We start from the raw sequence: 17,397 nt of genomic DNA on the forward strand, positions 1-17,397 counted from the left end.
AAATTCAAATAACCAACCAGGGAACAATCAATGGCCTCCAGCGGATATTGGTTTGTTCACTTCATTAACAACGCAAATTGAGAACATATGATGTAAAACTTTTGGGAATATTATATTCAATACATCATGTTCTAGCTCTTCTATAAGCACTTCCGGATTCGGTTTAAAGCTGTATTTCGAAAACACACACGAACCTTAGTCTTGAATGTTACTTCAGAAAGATAGGATCTGATTGGCATGATGATACGTGGATAGTCTAACAGACGGACCCTTCTTCTGGGTAGGTCTTAGTTTATATAGTAATTAATCATATCCAAAAGAGGAAGGTTTAAATGCTCATCACTTTCTTTTTATTAATTTCACTTTCAGTGCTTTTATTTTTGAATAGAAAGTTTAATCCTGCTTTACTTTGGGCCTCACTTTTAACGTTTGCAGGTGGTGCTGGAGCATTAGGCCGTGTGTTAGTTGATCAAATCGTTCCAGAATTGACATCACATGAGCTAATAATTGTTGCACAATTATTGTACATTCAATTGTCATTTCTGAACATACTTGGACTACCATATATATTTCTGCTTTTCTCTCTGACATACACACAAAAAAAAGTGCTTCACCCGATGATAAAATTGATTTTGATGCTACCAATTATAATTAGTATATTGACTGCGGAAACCAGTTTTCCTCATCTTAAATATAATTATATTGTTGTTACAGCCTGGGTTGCACCATATATTATATATGGCTATTTCATATTAATTAAAGATTATTATACATTAAAGAATTACACATCAAGAAAGAGTAATCTAATTACAATAATCTTATTGTTTCCAGTTCCTTTTCAACTGGTCTCAGTTTATATTCCTCGATGTTTTAATCATTATGAGAATTATAAATGGAATCAAGGAGCAGTTATAGCCATGTTTTTTCTTTTTTTGTTTTTTGTAATTAAATTTGAGGTATTAGAGATACGAACTCATTTCAAGATAGGAATTATTCGAGATTCGCCCACGACTAACGGAATATCTATACTTAATCATATGCTTAAAAACGAAATGAACAAATTTATGTATTTAACTAGCAGAACAAAACTACTTCTTTCTAATAATGATATTACTGCAGCGTATAATTATATTGGGAAAATTGAAGGTGCAGTGCAACATATTTCTGGAATGATTGAGGTGATTAAGGATAACGCTGTTCAGGAAATCCAAGTGGAGAAGTTAGATCTAGTAGAGCTCCTTCGAAAGACCGTAGAACAAAATCTACTACTAGAATCGGAGGTGGTCAGCACAAGATTTAACATTTGCAATCGTCCATCTATTAATGGAGATGCTGTTCAGCTACAAGAAGTTATCTCCAATATATTAAATAATGCCGTTGAAGCTATGGATGGATTGAATAAAGAGTTAGATATCTATGTTTATGTTAATAAGGGCCAAGCTGTTATAGAAATATCTGATAATGGTGTCGGAATACCAATGGAATATATTCATAAAGTTATAATTCCTTTCTTTTCTACAAAGAAGCTAAAAGGTAACCATGGATTAGGGTTAAGTTATTGTTCTAAAGTGATGGAAAAACACGGCGGAGAGATTCAATTGGAGAGTAAGGAGGGTTGCGGGACCAAGGTCAAATTGGTATTTTCCAAAAAATGTCTAGTAAGGAGAGGTGCTGATGAATATACATAAGATTCGGTTGCTTTTAGTAGAAGATGATCCTTTTTGGTGTGAAACCATGAAAAGCGATTTGGAAAATGAAGAAGAGATTGTTGTGTCTAAAGTAGTGTCTACTAAGGAGGAGGCTGTTTCTTGCTTCTGCAACAAAGAGGTGTACGATGTGGTTCTAATGGATTTGAATTTATTGGAAGAAAACGATGGTTTGAAAGCTACTTCGGAGATTTTATCAATCGATCCAAATGTGAAAATTATTATATTGACTTCTTTATATCAGGAAGATTTGATTATTTCTGCGTTTGAAAATGGCGTTATGAATTATTTAACGAAAAATAACTATCAAGATTTAGTTTATGCTATTCATGATGCGTTTACATATAAGGAACCTTCAATTCATAGAGATGCGGCAAAATATTTACGGAAAGAAATGATTCTTCGCAATTTATCGAAAGAAGAACGAAAGGTTTATGAATTGAAATGTTTGGGTTTCACAAAATTGCAGATATCAAATATTTTACATAAGTCAGAATGTACTGTGAAGAACCAAATAAAAATGATTAATAAAAAAATATTATATAAAAAAAGGGGAACTCACCTCTGGAATTAATTGTTAACTTAATAGTAGTGGCCTGTTGGAGTAAAGTAAGTTGTGTATCAAGATTTGGAGCCTAGTAGGCACAAAAAAGTAGGGTATCCTCGGGATTGCGAAACCACCAAGGAGGAACCCTACTCTATGACTATTGTACCCGAAAATCTAATGAATAATCTTTTTGGAAATCTTGTCACTGAGTTTGTGAAAAACAACCTGGAATCCATCATGAGAGCTGAGATTCAGCAGTTCATGAAAAACGAGCAAGCCGGTGAGCACAACAGCCACAATGGTTATTATACGCGGAGTCTACACACCACTAAGTACGGCCATTTGGAGGACCTGGAGGTGCCTCGGGATCGAAGAGGACATTTCTAAACCAAGATGGTAAACCGTATCAACGCCGAGATGGTTGGCTAGAAGCAGCGGTGATCCACATGTACAAAAGTGGCATGAGCACTAGGGACGTCGCCCGGTTCATTGAAAGCATGTTAGGCAGCCAATTATTCTGCAACGACCATGAGCAACATTACCGCCACGGTACTTGAGGACATTCAGAACTGGCAGTCTTGTCCACTCGCCAAACGCTATGCGGTCATACCTGGACGGACTATACGTGAAGCACAAACGCGGCACGGTTGGTGGCGAAGCCATTTATTTTGCCATGGGCATCGACGAAGAGGGATATCGTCAAATTTTGAGGTTCTACGTCGGCGGCCAAGAGAGTTCGAACGGCTGGTGGGAGGTCCTGAAAGACTTCTACGCCCGTAGAGCGCAGTGTGTATTCGACGGACTCCCGGGGCTGGATTCCGCCTTTAAAGAGATGTACCCCCAGGCGGATGTGCAGCACTGAGTTGTACACAAAGTGCGAGCTACATTCCCAAAAATCCGAGTCGAGCATAAGACCGACGTCATTGAAGCGCTTAAGACGGTGTAAACCGCACCGGATGAAGAGTTAGCCCGGGCTGCGTTCGATACGGTCAAAGTCAAGTGGTATAAGCTGTATCCGAAGGGAATGAAGGCCTGGGAGGAGAACAGTTGTCCACGCTACTAACGTTCTACAAGTACCCAGGGCAAATCCGCAAAGCGATCTACACGTCAAATTCCATTGAGCGAATGAATAACCTCTGTTATCCGCCTCTAATATTCCAAATGGGTAAATACGCCGCCTGTAAACTTGTCTCAATAGAGTGGGGACAGTAAAAAGGTCAAGCAGAATTATGTTGGTCCTACCGCATGAGACATCTACGGACTTTCATCTATCCTAATCCTTCTTCTTCTTAGTTTCCTCGTAATTTTCTGGCTGCTGTAAATTTGATCTTTTTCGTGAAAGTGATGTTCGATGAACTTGATGATTCTCTTCGCGGCGTTTCTCTCGGTTACTGGGATGTGGGATTTTCTCCATCTGTAGTAACTGCTTCGGAAAGCATATAATACACACGGCTATAATGTGGCATCTACCTCAGGTCTTGTTGGCATTCATATGCAAGGGGCAATGGCCATTCTTTCTGCTACCACATAATGACCAAAAGATGATGGCATGGGTCGTCCAAGAATAGCTGGAATAGTAGACTGGGACCGTGAACCCGTCAAGGCCGTGAAGCGTTTATTTAGCCTTGACGGGTGGATCCAACCTGTGCACCCCATTGCCCAGCAAAGCCTTGCTGGGCAATGGGGTGCAGGGGAGAGATCTCCTGCGTGTTACCCTCAGGGGGGCGGAAGGGAAAGTATTTCATATCCTCCTAAACCTTCCATTGAAAGTCGGCCGTCAATGTCCATAAGGTAGGGTGAAATAGCCAATAGCCAATCCTGTCTGTCAGGAGCTTTTTTAGCTGAAAAACAGAAAAAATTGGACAATTCGGCCTGTCAAAGTAATCATGTTAAATGGAATACCTATAGGCTTTGGACAAGATTACCATCAAAATGAGGACAACTTATTCCATCAACCTTTGGACTGGATAGATTGGTAGTAACAGCCATATTCACTGTTAACCTTAAAAGAATAATGACACTATTGAAGTATGAAGTAAAACCATAAAATAAAGGTGAATTCTCATTCATAGTTGAATGGAAATTCGCCTTTATCTATCTTTGGGCATTTCACAAAGTCAAAAGCTAACCTTTTTCAGCCCGGGAAACTACTGGTTTTTTTTACCGAAATTTCAGTATCGTTCTTGAAATGATTGTTTATCCGAAATGTCGAAAATTGATTTATTGTTGTTCTTGGAGATATTTCTGTCTGCTCTTTAAAATTCTTTGTTTTAACACTAACGTTTCGTCACGAGAACAACCTCTTTTTAACAAATTAGTTATTTTTTTAAAATTAATACAGGCGGTCAAATAACGGAAGATTGTCGTACCCATTTCAATCGAGATGTTTCGGGTCATCTTAAAAAATCCAAAATCACCTATCGGAATAGGAAGACCTGGAAAACCTCCAATGACTTGATTTTAATGAGTAAAAAAACGAATTGAAGCTCTCTACCAAAGTCCATCAAAGTCGGATATGTTGTTTATTTCTCATATTTTCCTCATACACCGCTGTGTGCTTTGCTGTCGTCTAGTTCATAATGGCATCGTGTTAGCATTCCTTGTTCAAGAGTGATACAGTGATGTGAATTTTTTTTGGAGTTCCATTTGCAATCTCTGCTATTTTTATTAGTTTTGTTTACACTTTGATACCTACCCCTGAATGTAGAAAATGTGTCCATAACAAGACTGATGATAGGTTACTGCCTTCCCTGCGTCTACATTATTTTGTTTTCTTGGTAGATGCAGTGATCCGACTCCTTAGCCCTCTATGCCTGGCTCTAGCCGAGAGAGCTCATTCCTGCTTACCCTTAACGCAGGAATGGGTGTAGTCTTCAGTATTTTTTAACAACGTCGACCTCTCCAGTTTACTATTTTCGAGGCCAATCAGGCCTATGATATGGTTTTCTACGTATAACGTCTGAGATTGATCTCATTTGTCCAAGACTCGTTATTGGCTTAAGCCGTTCCAAGCAGGATTTCCACCTACTTAACTTCACAACTTATGCTTGGTCGCACCGAAAGCTGAATTTAGAACTAGCCAAAAGAAGCAAGATATAGGCTTTTATTTCTCATTGAGAGAGTTGGAGTAAGCTTTTATACCGAGTATAAGGACTATAAAAAATAGCCCTCCTCCATAATTAGTATGATATGTATAATCATAATTAAGAGCAGTATCTAATAAGGAGTGAGGAAAATGGAATTGAATAAATTAGAGGATATCAGATTAAAAATTAAAGAGGTGATAGCGGATCAGCTTGATATCAGTATAGATAAATTAAAAGGAGAAATGACGATCGATGAGTTGGATATTGATTCGCTAACTTTTGCAGAGATGTTTGTTAATATTGAGAATGCACTTGAGATGGATCTCGATCTGGACAAAGTGTCAAGTGGACAGACTGGCCAAACAACGATTAAGGAACTTATCGATAAAGTTATCATAGAAGTGAGCATATTAAAATGAGAGTAGAGATTGGTTCTCCTGAAGAACTCTTAAAGCATTTCATAGAGGTTGAGAAGCAAGTGTACTCTGGTAATTCATTTTGGTCGCCTAAATCAATAGAAGAATATGCTTATTTATTCAGCCTTGAAGATCCGTATCTCAATAGAGGAGAACGGGAGTTGGTGGTATGCTTCAACTCAGAAGGCCAGCCAGTGGCACGTTGTGTTGTCCAATTTGATAACGAAAGTGCTAGAGCATTTGGGAAAAAGACTGGTTTTTTCTCTTTTTTTGAAGCATTGGATCAACCTGATGCAGCTAAGTTATTATTTCAAACCGGATTTCAATGGTTTCTTCAACGTGAAATAACGCATGTGGTCGGACCTATGAGTCCTAAAATTACAGATGCTAGAGGTTTATTATTGGAGGGTGAAGGAACTCCAACAATTGGGATGCCTTTTAATCCAGTGTACTATTCACGGTTGTTAGAAGGTTGTGGCTTTAAAAAAATGTCTGACATGTATGAGTTTGTTATCACACTTTCAACATCGTATAAAGTAATTGATTTGATAGCGAAAAAAGTTCAAAGAACTAATCAGGATTTGAGGGTGCGTTATCTGGAATCAGGACAAGTTGAAAAAGACATTCAATTGATCAGTGAGATGTACAATAAAGCTTGGAGAGAGAATTCTGGCTTTATACCAATCCAAAGTGAAGAGATGATGTATTCTACAAGACCCTTGCTTGATCAAATGCAGCCAGACTGGGTTGGTTTTTTAGAAGATAATGGAAAGGTAATGGGTTTTCGTTTTCTCGTACCTAATTACAATGACTTGCTGAAAGGCGAAAAGATAGAAAGTTATCGTGCTATATTTATAGGGATTTTACCTGAATATCGCAATCAAGGAATGGATTCGTTGATTTTCTCAGATATCATTCACAATTTTTGTCCGAAATATGGTGTGAAAAAAATCCATATTGCTTGGGTAGTAGAGTCAAATAAAAAATGGATAAAAGAATTGAAACGTTTAGGTGGAAAGAACACCGAAATTAAATCCTACCGAATTTTTGAAAGAAGCTTATAAAATCATAAAGGAGAATTTAATGACTAATGATGTCTCGTCTAACAATGTATTTGAGGAACTTGTGAAATCTTTTTTGGATAGAGAAGTAATTCCTTTTTGTGACGAATGGGAAAAAAACAAAAATGTTCCTACTGATATCCTGTTTAAATTAAGCGAATCAGGAATTCTCCAGCAATGTGATCCTTGTACGCTGCTGGGAAAGAAGAACAAACTTATATTAGCAAATGCAATGGGTAAAACCCGTTCAATGGGAATTACATGCATGGTTTTGAATCATTTGAATATTCCGATGAGGCTCTTAAGCGAATACGCCTCTCCCTTTCTTAAGGATAAGTATTTAATACCGGCTCTGAGAGGTGAGATGCTTGGAGCTGTTGGAATAACTGAAAAAAAAAGTGGCTCTGATTTGACAGCTATTGAAGATACTGTTGTCGAATTCTTCGAAGATTCTATGGTTTTAAACGGACAAAAAACATTTATTCTCAATGTTCCAGGCGCAGACTTTGTCCTTGTGTTGTGCAAAGAAATTGGTTCGACAAACCAGTTGTCTTTTACATGGGTGCTGGTACCTTCAAAGTGTGAAGGAATTAGGATGGAGAGAATTCAAACAACGCCTCTTCATACTGTATCTATTGGTAATATTATTTTTGAGAATTGCCTGCTGCCATTAGACCATATCGTTGGGAAAAGAGACAGAGGCGTGCTGTACTTAAACAATCCTTTGGCAGAGGAACGTTTAATCGGTTCTGTAGCTATCCTTTCTCTAATGGAAGAAATTATTCAGAGTACACTTGATTTTGTTTCCCATCGGAAGTTTACTCATGGGGTGTTACGTGACATGCAAGTCGTCCGTCATAGAATGGCGGAGATGGTGGCTGATTATGAAGTGGTTTCTGCATACTGTGAAGAAGTCAAGCAAAATTGGCTGTGTAACCGAAAAGAGGCTACGCAGCAGGTTGCGATGCTTCGGCTTCTTATTAGTGATACTGCTCAAACTGTCGTGGACGCTTGTTTGCAACTTAATGGTGGAAGGGGATACCTAGAGACCAACTGGTTGAGCAGAGCCTATCGGGATCTGCTTGCTGCCTCTTCTTTCGCGGGTACCCAAGAAATTCTTAAAGAACAAATATCTGTACATATTATGAAATAACGAGGAGGTTCAAATGGGTTCAGAAACATCAATCATAAGCAAAGAAACGTTTCGTTTAAATGTACAGGATTTTATTCAACAGCATGTTTTGCCCCATTTCGAAAAATGGGAGAATGACAAGACGATCTCCGTTGAATTCTTCAAAAAAGCTTCTGAATATGGCCTTATCGGGATCAATGTTCCTCAGAGTGCTTATGGTAGTGGTCTTGACTTCTCTTATACAAAGATAATGGCTGACGAGTTTATGCGAGCGAGAGCTATCGGCCCAGGTTCTAGTTTGATTATCCAATCCAATACAGTTTGTCCCCTGCTCTACAATTATGGATCCGATTATATCCGACATACTTTTCTAAAGCCCTTAATTGAAGGCAATGCCATAGCATCCTTTGCGGCAACCGATCCAAGTGGGGGTTCAGATTTAATCCATTCAATTGAAACAAGCGCTGTGAAGGTAGGAGATGAATGGGTCATCTCTGGAGAGAAAATGTTCATAACCAACTCGACAATAGCTGATTACCTAGTTGTATTAGCAAGGACGACGCCGACCCATAATCCTTTAAGTATGACGATGTTTCTAGTACCAACAGATTCGGAAGGGGTCATTATTGAGGAGATGGAGAAATCCGGACAGCTTTCATCTCCAATTGGACGAATTTATTTAAATCAATGCAGAGTTCCTGAAAGTCACATCATTGGAAAAGTAGGTAGAGGCTTTCTAATTGCTAGTGAGTCTCTTGTTTATGAAAGAATATTAATCGGAGCAGGTTCAATCACCTTTGCACAAGCTTGTCTTGAAAAGACAATTGAATTTTTAAAAGATCGTACCTATAAAGATATGTCTATTACGAGCTACCAATCAATCAGACATGAGCTAAGTACACTCTACGCTAGACTCAAGAGTTATGAGTCTTTCGTTAATTCGGTTATCCAAAGCATTGTAGAGGGGAAATTAGATAAAGGAAAAGCCTGTATTTCCAAATTTGCACTTTGTGATTTTGCACAGAAAGTCATCAAAAGGTGTTGTCAACTACACGGGAGTACGGGATTGTATGAGGATTCTTGGATTTCAAAAGCAGCAATGGATAGTCGGGTTTTCAGCATATACGCAGGCAGTACTGAAATGCTCAAGGAACTATACAGCCTAAAATACCTGAGCAAATTTCAAGTTTAAGCGAGGCGGTACGCCTATGATGATCCAATGAAGACTAAGGTTTTGCTTACAGGAGCAACGGGATTTGTCGGTCGACACTTTTTGCAAGAAATTGTGCGAGCTGGATATCCGGTTCGGTGTCTAGTTCGTTCTGAAATGCATTCTTTTATCGACGGCGTGGAATACTACCAAGGTGATCTTCTATGTTTCGAGGATTGCAAAGAGGCGTTAGAAGGAATTGAAATTGTTTATCATATTGCTGGCTTAGGACTAAGCCGTATGCAAGAAAACTCAATATTCAATGTTGAATCCACAAGAACTTTATTTAAAGCATGTGAGGCTGAAGGCAGGCTCATAAAATTTATCTTTCTAAGTTCATTTAAGGCTGGGCTTCCGGATCGTCGGTATACTTTGTCGCCTTGGTTTGAAGCCTATAGTCCGGACAGGTACGGTAAAAGTAAGTGGGAATCGGAACAAATTTTTAAGGAATCCAGTCATCCAAATGTTAAAGTCGCTGTTATACGTAGTCCTATGATATATGGTCCAGGTGATAAAAATCTTATTGCTTTCTTTTGGTTAGCACAAAAGGGAGTTATGCCAGTGATTACAGGAGTAATGCCGGTTTCCGATATGGTATACGTTACCGATCTCGCGCAGTTACTTATTGAATTGTTGGGAACCCCTTTTGTAGAAGAGACAGAAATTATTACTATTGCAAACCCGAATCCCATCACAATCAATGATTTACTTACAGATATAGCTGATGTTTCAGAAAGTGTGAAATGGAGACCACATATTCCTAAAAAGGTTTTTTTCTATATCTTAATGTTTATTTCTAAATCATTAAATTTAATTTCGCGAACAAGTATCCTTCCGGTCGAAAGAGTCTACGACTTGTGTCATTACAGTTGGACCTGCACTGCGAAAGATGCGGAAGTGAATCGCAGTATAGAGTGCAAGACGAGTTTGTATAAGGGGATATATTATACTTACCAACACTATATTAATTTAAAAAATAATAACTAAGGAGACTTATCTTGTATAACTTTATAGGCGGATTGATTTTTCTTTTCTTAAAGAGAATTAGCAAGCATCAATTCGTTAACAGGGAGCGTTTACCGAAAACCGGAGCGTATATCTTAGCAGGAAGGCATACCACATGGATGGACGTTGTGTGGTACGGATGCGCTGCATTGCCTCGTAATATTCATTTTATGGCAAAGGAAGAGTTGTTTAAAAATCCTGTGAGTTCATGGTTATTTAGAAAAATCAATGCTTTTCCTGTTAATCGTGATAACCCAGGACCAAGTTCATTAAAAGTACCAGGTAGACTTCTCAAAAAGGGAGAGATTTTTGGTATTTTTCCAAGCGGGACTAGGGAAAATAATACGGCGCTAAAGCTTGGTGTTGCCTCCATCGCGAGAAGGGGAAATGTTCCTATCTATCCAGTTGTGTACATCGGTCCTGAAAAATTTAAGTTTAAGAATTTTTTTAAACGTCCGAGGGTGATTCTGATCATTGGTGACCCTATCTATCCTCGAAACTATTTATCTGTTGAATCCAATGAAAAAGAGGAGAGAATACGACTTTTATCCAGCTTAGATCAAAAGATTGAGGAATTGTATCAAACTGGATTGACTGTATTAAGTACATTTGACAAGGAGTGAGTAGATAATCATGCGGCAGCCCTTTTTTGAGCGGATAGGATCTGGAATTTACAGGCGCCGATGGATCTGCTTGACGATCAGTGTCTTAATTCTTTTGATTTTCGGAAGTTATGCTGTGAAGGCAACTGATCGTATGAACGATTCCGAATACATTCCGAAAAATAGCGAATCCGAAAAAGGTCAGATCATATTGTTGGAGCAATTGAAGTACTCTCCAACTAAAATTATTCTCGTATATGAGAGCGAATCTAAAATTTCTAGTTCTACAATTAAGGATAATTTAAATAATAATATTCTCAAATCAATAAAGGAATTGGAAAAGCTTAATTATTTCACAGGCTACTCTTCAAAGCAGCCAACAGAAAGACAAGTTCTATCTACTCGGGATTTATTTATTTTCGAGTTATATTTTAATTTATCCACGGATGAGGCCTTGAATCATTATCAGGAAATTCAAGCGCAGGTCAGTGAAGTTAAAGGAACAAAACTGTATTGGACTGGAGATGTTCCCACACTTTATGAATCTCGTGAAGCCGGGAAGAAGGATATTTCTCGAGCAGAGCTTATTGGACTGCCTTTGACCTTAAGTGCTTTACTTTTCATTTTTGGAAGCGTTGGTGCTGCCATTCTTCCAATCATTGTAGGCATTACTACTGCTGCTATCACCATGGGGATTGGTTATTTTATCGCTGGACATATGCCTATTTCAAGTCATTTCCCTAATTTGGTAACTATGCTTGGCTTGGCGCTTGGTATTGATTATGCGTTGTTGATGGTTAATCGGTTTCGAGAGGAACTGGGGAGAAACTTATCTATTGAACAAGCTGTTGTTAAAACTGCAGGATCAGCAGGGCGGTCAATTGTTTTTTCAGGTCTTGCAGTGACGGTGGCTCTGGCAAGCATGTTTCTGATTGATCTATCCTTTTTTCGTTCGATTGCGATAGGAGGGGTGTTGGTCGTCTTTTTTTCGGTTTTGGTGAGCAACACTGTGCTTCTTTCCCTTTTAAGTATTTTTGGTAAACATCTGGATTTTCTTTCTGTTCTTCATAAAGGATATTTGAATTCATCAGATGAGAGTGGGTTTTGGAAAAAAGTCGCATTCTTCGTTACTAGAAAAAAACCGATTGTTTTGGTCCTAGCTACGTCCATCTTCTTGTTAGTAACGATTATTCCTGTATTCACCATGAAAATGGGGATTCCAGAGCCGAATACCCTTCCCAGTGATTACCCATCCCGCCAAGGATATGAACGGTACCTATCTGTATATGGAGATGTAGGGAATAAACAAATTCAAATAGTCGTAACGCTGGAGGAATCATTAGACCATTTAGCTCCGGCTGAAGCCTTGTACAATCTGACCAAAAAAATTCGTGGCGTTTCGGATATCTTAACTGTATCAAGTCCATTCGAGCTTGTCGGTGGATCTACAAAACAGGAATCGATTGTGAACATCCAAAATTCGGATAATCTGAGACGTCTGGAAGAGCTAAGAGTTGTTCATGATCGTTATGTTGTCATTACAGCAGTCAGTGCATACAATTACAACGATGCTAGAATCGATCGTGTTATTCAGGATATTAGAAATCTGGAATTTGAGAACGTTGAGGTGCATGTTACCGGATCGGCAGCGGTTAAGGTTGATCTCATAAATCGAATCAAAGAACGTGTAGATGCAGTTCTGTACTTCGTTTTTTTCTCAACGTTTATTATTCTGTTTTTTGCTTTCCGTTCTCTAGTGTTGCCGTTAAAAGCGGTATTATTAAATTTCTTGAGCATTGGCTCAAGTTTGGGGCTTATTGTGTTAATTGTTCAATATGGGATAGGTTCAGAACTATTCCAAATGCCATATACCGGGTTTATTATGCCAGCCGTCCCCATTATACTCTTTTGCGTCGTGTTCGGTATATCAATGGATTATGAGGTTTTTCTGCTATCACGGATTGCTGAAGAATATAAGAAGAGTGGTGATAATACTACAAGTACGGAACGTGGGCTTATTCATACTGGAAACATTATAACTAGTGCAGCATTTGTTTTCATTCTTATTGTGGGAGTGTTCATCTTTACAGATATCGCTCTTATCAAAACAATAGGATTAGGACTAGTGATTGCTGTCTTTCTAGATTCGACACTTGTACGAATTGCTCTTGTCCCGGCGTTAATGCGATTACTTGGTCAAGCAAACTGGTGGATGCCACAGCGATTTTCATCGAATCGAAAAACCAGTCTCAAAAAAGATTTATAAAAGGAGGTTGGTAGCTTGTATAAGGGATTTTTTGCTACTTGGGAGGAGTTGGGGAAATCCTCCCATAAACAATTTGGCGGAAAAGCTGTGAATTTAGGGCGACTGTATGACAATGCGATTCCTATTCCATCTGGATTTGCGATTTCCTCTAATTGGTACAATATTTATGTGAACCATAATCGTTTAGAAAGAGATATCGATGTGATTCTCAATCTTACTAAGGAAGGGGCTATGGACGAGGAGCGTTTAAAAATATTTGCACAAAAACTTCAATTAAAGATACTGGAAGGAACATTTCCTGAAGATTATATAAAAGAGTTGTTTCGTCATACGGATATTCACGGTATAACAAACAGATCAGTTGTTGTTCGGTCATCTGCCTCAGATGAAGATTCCGTTCAGCATTCATTCGCCGGAATATATGACTCAATTTTAAATGTTGTTTCTCCAGATTCAATTTTAGATGCCATCAAAAAATGCTATGCATCTTTGTGGAGTTGGAGAGCGATAACTTACCGTGTCAAAAAAAAAATACACCTATATGCACCTAGCATGGCCTTGATCTTAATGGAATTTGTGGAGGCCCAATCATCGGGTGTTTGTTTTACTATTGATCCACTTACTAATGAAAAAGATATGCTTGTTATACAAACTAACTATGGCTTGGGGGAATCACTAGTAGGTGGGCATGTAGATCCTGATGAATACCGAGTTGATATTGGCAATTTGCGCCCATCCATTACAAGTAAAAGAATAGGATTAAAGGAGAAAATTTTTATAAAAAATAAAAACAAAGGGATTGAATCAGTCAATCTTACGGAGACAAAGCGCTCCAAATGCGTCCTTAGCGATTCTTTAATTTTAAATTTAAGCGAGTTCGTGACCAGGATTTGGGACGCGCTAAGCCTAAGAGAAGAGCATCTTGATATCGAGTTTTTGTATGATGGAGAAAAATTCCTTTTCCTTCAAGCTCGTCCGATTTCCACCCCTGTTTTGTCTATATATCGAAAACTATCTGATCAGTCAACGATTTGGTCGAATGCAAACTTTCGTGATGTTATGCCGTTCGTACAAACTCCACTGGGATGGAGCTTAATGAAAAAGCCCCTTGGGCAGATGCTTACTGCTCCTATTCGCTCCGTTGGTTATCGGGTCGAGCCCCAAGTCCAACATGTAAAGCTTCATAATGGAAGAGCTTATATGAACTTAAGTGCACTTCAGTGGGAAATGTATGATGTTTTTGGCGTTGCGCCTGCTCAATTTAATGATGGTATTGGCGGACATCAGCCTGAAATATCTGTGCAGCATAAGACGTTCACAGGTAAAGTTTTTGAGTTAGGAAGGAAAATGTTCTTCGGTTGTACAATTGCCTTTATATTATGTAGGTTAAATAAATTTTTCAAAGAAATTCACCAGTATGTTAATGAAGAAGTGGACAGGGAAGTGAGTCTTGACGCAATTGATCGCACACATAAAAAAGCGAGTGTTTTAAATCCGAAAGTCCAGCTAATCAATATTTTTTCAGGGCTTGTCTTCCAGCTATTTATGGTACGTATGAATTCAAGATATGGTGAGGAAGCCGGTCGCATGGCTAACCAAATTCTTAGGGAAGCTGGTAATATCTCCACGGCAGAAATAGGTTATCGTTTAAGAGATTTGGCCCTTCTGGCTTCGACAGAGGGTTTAAACTTGCATAATATAGACAAGGAATTCATCATAAAATGGACAGCGGAAAATAAAAGCCAATTTTGGGAAGAATTTTCTTCTTTTTTAAAAGATTATGGACATCGTTGTATTAATGAGTTGGATTTGAGTGCTCCCCGTTGGAACGAAAATCCCCTTTATTTGATACAGATAATTAGTTCTATGATGGATCAAAATATTGTTTCTAATTACTCCAGCCCAAACGAACTTGCTCTCCCTAATTCGATTTTCGAAAAATACGAACGTATTTTTTTAAAGAAGCTGACTACTTTTGCTCTGAGAAAACGAGAAACGGCGAAATCTACTATGGTCAAATTGCTCGAAAAACTTCGTTTCCAGCTTCGAGAGCTCGGTTGCGCATTATGTGCAAGGAATCTTTTAGATAATCCAGATGATGTATTTTTCGTAAACTGGTATGAACTTGTCCATTTGTTCGAACAGAAGTGGGATGGTCAACAATTAAAGTTGATGATTAACGAACGAAAAAGAAGCAAAGTAAAATTCGAAGAAGCTGAGTATCCTGATTTTTTCACAGATGGGCATCTAACATCTATAAAATTTGAAACTATATCCCCGAATGTCCGGCTATTGAATGGACTCGGTGTCTCCTCAGGTGTGGCAACAGGGAGTGCTATTTGTATCAACGATCCCAATGAGGCAACTGCTCTTACTAAAGGTCAAATCTTAGTAGTTCCATCTACGGATCCAGCATGGACTCCACTTTTTCTTAATGTTTCCGCCATTGCTATGGAAACGGGTGGATACTTGTCACATGGAGCCATAGTGGCGCGAGAATACGGAATTCCTGCAGTCGCGAATGTAAAAAATTTAATGAAGAAAATTAATGGTGGTCATACCATAACGGTGGACGGTGACAAAGGGAAAATATATATATGAAATTTCAATCTCAATGTAAAGTAAATGTACTGAAGTCGATAGAGATGAACGAAGAATCGGTATGTTTCCCCATCTCTGTTGATCGTAAGATTGGGCTAACTTTCGTTGATACACCTGCGAATTTTAATGCAAGTGTTCTCCAGTCACATCTTCATCCACAAGAGATGAACTATTATAAGGGATTAATTACTGATAAGAGAATTTTTAGCTATATGATAGGTAGATATGTTGCAAAAAGGTCAGTATCTCTTCTGACAGAGGAGCGGCTTCTTGAAAGAATATGGATTGATCAGGGAATACTCAACCAGCCAATCCTTCGCTATGCTAATTTGTGTAACCATCAGGTCAGTATTTCTCACAGCGGTGGATTAGCCGTCGGTTTGGTTTACCCAGAATCTTTTCCTATGGGAATAGACTTGGAGGTCACACCATCCTTACGAAAAGCCAATTTAATCAAAAGTTATATGACTGAGTCTGAGATAATGTTAGCAAAACGTATTATATTTCCTTTTAATGAAGTTATTACATTATTATGGACTATGAAAGAAGCGTTATCTAAGGTGTTGAGAGTAGGACTAACTACGCCACTTAGTTTATTAGAGATCAATAAACTTGAGCTATCAAGTAAAGGTTTTGTCACGGGGAGTTATACACATTTTACTCAATATAGCTCTTATTCTTATATAGGTGAAGAATTTATTTCTTCAATTGTCGTGCCAAAGCAATTGGCATGGGATGGTCAGGAATTCAAACAGTTGTTTCATAGCTTTTCTCAAAATCATAGAGTTATAGGAGAAAATTAATGAGTAGAAAGATTGTTTTCTTGTTTGAAGGTCAAGGCTCACAATACCTTGGGATGGGGAAATCACTCTATGAGAAAAATGCGGTCTTTAAAGAATGGATGGATTGTTTAGATCAATTCGTTATAAACAGGACAAATGAGTCTATTATTAAAAGTTTGTACATACATCCAAATAAAATGGCGATCCATAGAACATTATTCACACATTCTGCAATTTTCATGGTGCAATATTCAGCTGCGCAAATGATTCTATCTAAAGGGATTATACCTACCCATGTATTGGGTATTAGCCTGGGGGAATTTACAGCAGCTGCAATAAGTGGTGTGTTGAAATTTGATGAAGCCATTGATATGGTTCTGGAACAGGCAACAATAATTGAAAAATTATGCCCTCCCACTGGTGGCATGATGGCGATTCTTCAATCTCCCACCTTTTATGAGCACTCAACAATACTTAAACAACATGTCGATCTCGTTTTACCGGTTGACTCTTCTCATTTCGTAGTTGCTGGAAGCGATAAACAATTAGATATAATCAGTAAATGTATGGAAAATGAAGGCATAAGTTGCTATCGTCTACTTCTTAGACATGCCTTTCATTCAAAATGGATTGATGCTGCAGCAGATCCGTACAAGAGATATCTGGAACAAAGAACTTATTGTTCCCCCCGTACCATATTCTTGTCTGGGCTTTTCGGTCGAGCACTCACTAATGTTACACAAAATTATTTTTGGGATGTTGTACGTAATCCCATATGCTCGCTATCTACATTGCTCGATCTGGAGTTAGGCTCCGATAGAGTCTTGTATTTCGATATAGGTCCGTCAAGAATGATGACAAACATCATTAAACGTATGAATTACAGGCAATCAAATTCAGAAATACAATCTGTACTATCGGTAGTGACTTAAAAGACGGTCTGTATTTTTTCTATCCCCAGATTTCAAATAAGAAAGGCAGGC

Annotated in this window: 15 protein-coding genes; all 15 read left to right on the forward strand. The window is 38.4% G+C overall.

Annotation, left to right across the window (positions count from 1 at the left end):
* Positions 1-332: 332 nt before the first annotated feature.
* On the forward strand, positions 333-1,688 hold the full coding sequence (locus NYE26_RS05610; RefSeq protein ID WP_339254487.1) for an ATP-binding protein: 1,356 nt from the start codon (positions 333-335) through the stop codon (positions 1,686-1,688).
* Positions 1,675-2,280 carry a response regulator transcription factor gene (locus tag NYE26_RS05615; RefSeq protein ID WP_339254489.1) on the forward strand — a complete coding sequence of 202 codons (606 nt, stop codon included), beginning with the start codon at positions 1,675-1,677 and terminating at the stop codon, positions 2,278-2,280. Before NYE26_RS05610 ends, NYE26_RS05615 begins: the two co-directional genes overlap by 14 nt.
* A gap of 126 nt (positions 2,281-2,406) precedes the next feature.
* Positions 2,407-2,640, forward strand: a complete 234-nt coding sequence (locus NYE26_RS05620; RefSeq protein WP_339254491.1) for a transposase — start codon at positions 2,407-2,409, stop codon at positions 2,638-2,640.
* A 59-nt stretch (positions 2,641-2,699) separates the two neighbouring features.
* Positions 2,700-2,810, forward strand: a complete 111-nt coding sequence (locus NYE26_RS05625; protein WP_339254493.1) for a hypothetical protein — start codon at positions 2,700-2,702, stop codon at positions 2,808-2,810.
* A 41-nt stretch (positions 2,811-2,851) separates the two neighbouring features.
* Positions 2,852-3,115, forward strand: coding sequence for a transposase (locus NYE26_RS05630; protein WP_339254495.1), 264 nt, complete (start codon positions 2,852-2,854; stop codon positions 3,113-3,115).
* A 2,373-nt stretch (positions 3,116-5,488) separates the two neighbouring features.
* Positions 5,489-5,758, forward strand: coding sequence for an acyl carrier protein (locus tag NYE26_RS05635; protein WP_339254497.1), 270 nt, complete (start codon positions 5,489-5,491; stop codon positions 5,756-5,758).
* On the forward strand, positions 5,755-6,819 hold the full coding sequence (locus NYE26_RS05640; RefSeq protein ID WP_339254499.1) for a hypothetical protein: 1,065 nt from the start codon (positions 5,755-5,757) through the stop codon (positions 6,817-6,819). The genes NYE26_RS05635 and NYE26_RS05640 overlap by 4 nt, the downstream gene beginning before the upstream one ends.
* Positions 6,767-7,969: an acyl-CoA dehydrogenase family protein gene (locus NYE26_RS05645; protein WP_339254501.1), complete on the forward strand. Its 1,203-nt coding sequence runs from the start codon at positions 6,767-6,769 to the stop codon at positions 7,967-7,969. Before NYE26_RS05640 ends, NYE26_RS05645 begins: the two co-directional genes overlap by 53 nt.
* Positions 7,970-7,982: 13 nt before the next feature.
* A complete protein-coding gene (locus tag NYE26_RS05650) occupies positions 7,983-9,140 on the forward strand; it encodes an acyl-CoA dehydrogenase family protein (RefSeq protein WP_339254503.1) in 1,158 nt (385 codons plus the stop codon).
* Between the two features lie 27 nt (positions 9,141-9,167).
* Positions 9,168-10,145 (forward strand): NAD(P)-dependent oxidoreductase, encoded by a 978-nt coding sequence (locus NYE26_RS05655; RefSeq protein WP_339254505.1) that lies wholly within the window; start codon positions 9,168-9,170, stop codon positions 10,143-10,145.
* Between the two features lie 11 nt (positions 10,146-10,156).
* Positions 10,157-10,786 (forward strand): lysophospholipid acyltransferase family protein, encoded by a 630-nt coding sequence (locus NYE26_RS05660; RefSeq protein WP_339254507.1) that lies wholly within the window; start codon positions 10,157-10,159, stop codon positions 10,784-10,786.
* 133 nt (positions 10,787-10,919) lie between these two features.
* Complete coding sequence (locus NYE26_RS05665) at positions 10,920-13,031, forward strand: MMPL family transporter (protein ID WP_339254509.1); 2,112 nt, start codon at positions 10,920-10,922, stop codon at positions 13,029-13,031.
* A gap of 15 nt (positions 13,032-13,046) precedes the next feature.
* Positions 13,047-15,632: a PEP/pyruvate-binding domain-containing protein gene (locus NYE26_RS05670; RefSeq protein ID WP_339254511.1), complete on the forward strand. Its 2,586-nt coding sequence runs from the start codon at positions 13,047-13,049 to the stop codon at positions 15,630-15,632.
* Positions 15,629-16,435: a 4'-phosphopantetheinyl transferase superfamily protein gene (locus tag NYE26_RS05675; RefSeq protein WP_339254513.1), complete on the forward strand. Its 807-nt coding sequence runs from the start codon at positions 15,629-15,631 to the stop codon at positions 16,433-16,435. Before NYE26_RS05670 ends, NYE26_RS05675 begins: the two co-directional genes overlap by 4 nt.
* Positions 16,435-17,346 carry an acyltransferase domain-containing protein gene (locus NYE26_RS05680; protein ID WP_339254515.1) on the forward strand — a complete coding sequence of 304 codons (912 nt, stop codon included), beginning with the start codon at positions 16,435-16,437 and terminating at the stop codon, positions 17,344-17,346. Before NYE26_RS05675 ends, NYE26_RS05680 begins: the two co-directional genes overlap by 1 nt.
* Positions 17,347-17,397: the final 51 nt, after the last annotated feature.

The organism is Paenibacillus sp. FSL P2-0136, from assembly GCF_037975325.1.
Taxonomy (GTDB): Bacteria; Bacillota; Bacilli; order Paenibacillales; family Paenibacillaceae; genus Paenibacillus_AQ; species Paenibacillus_AQ silagei.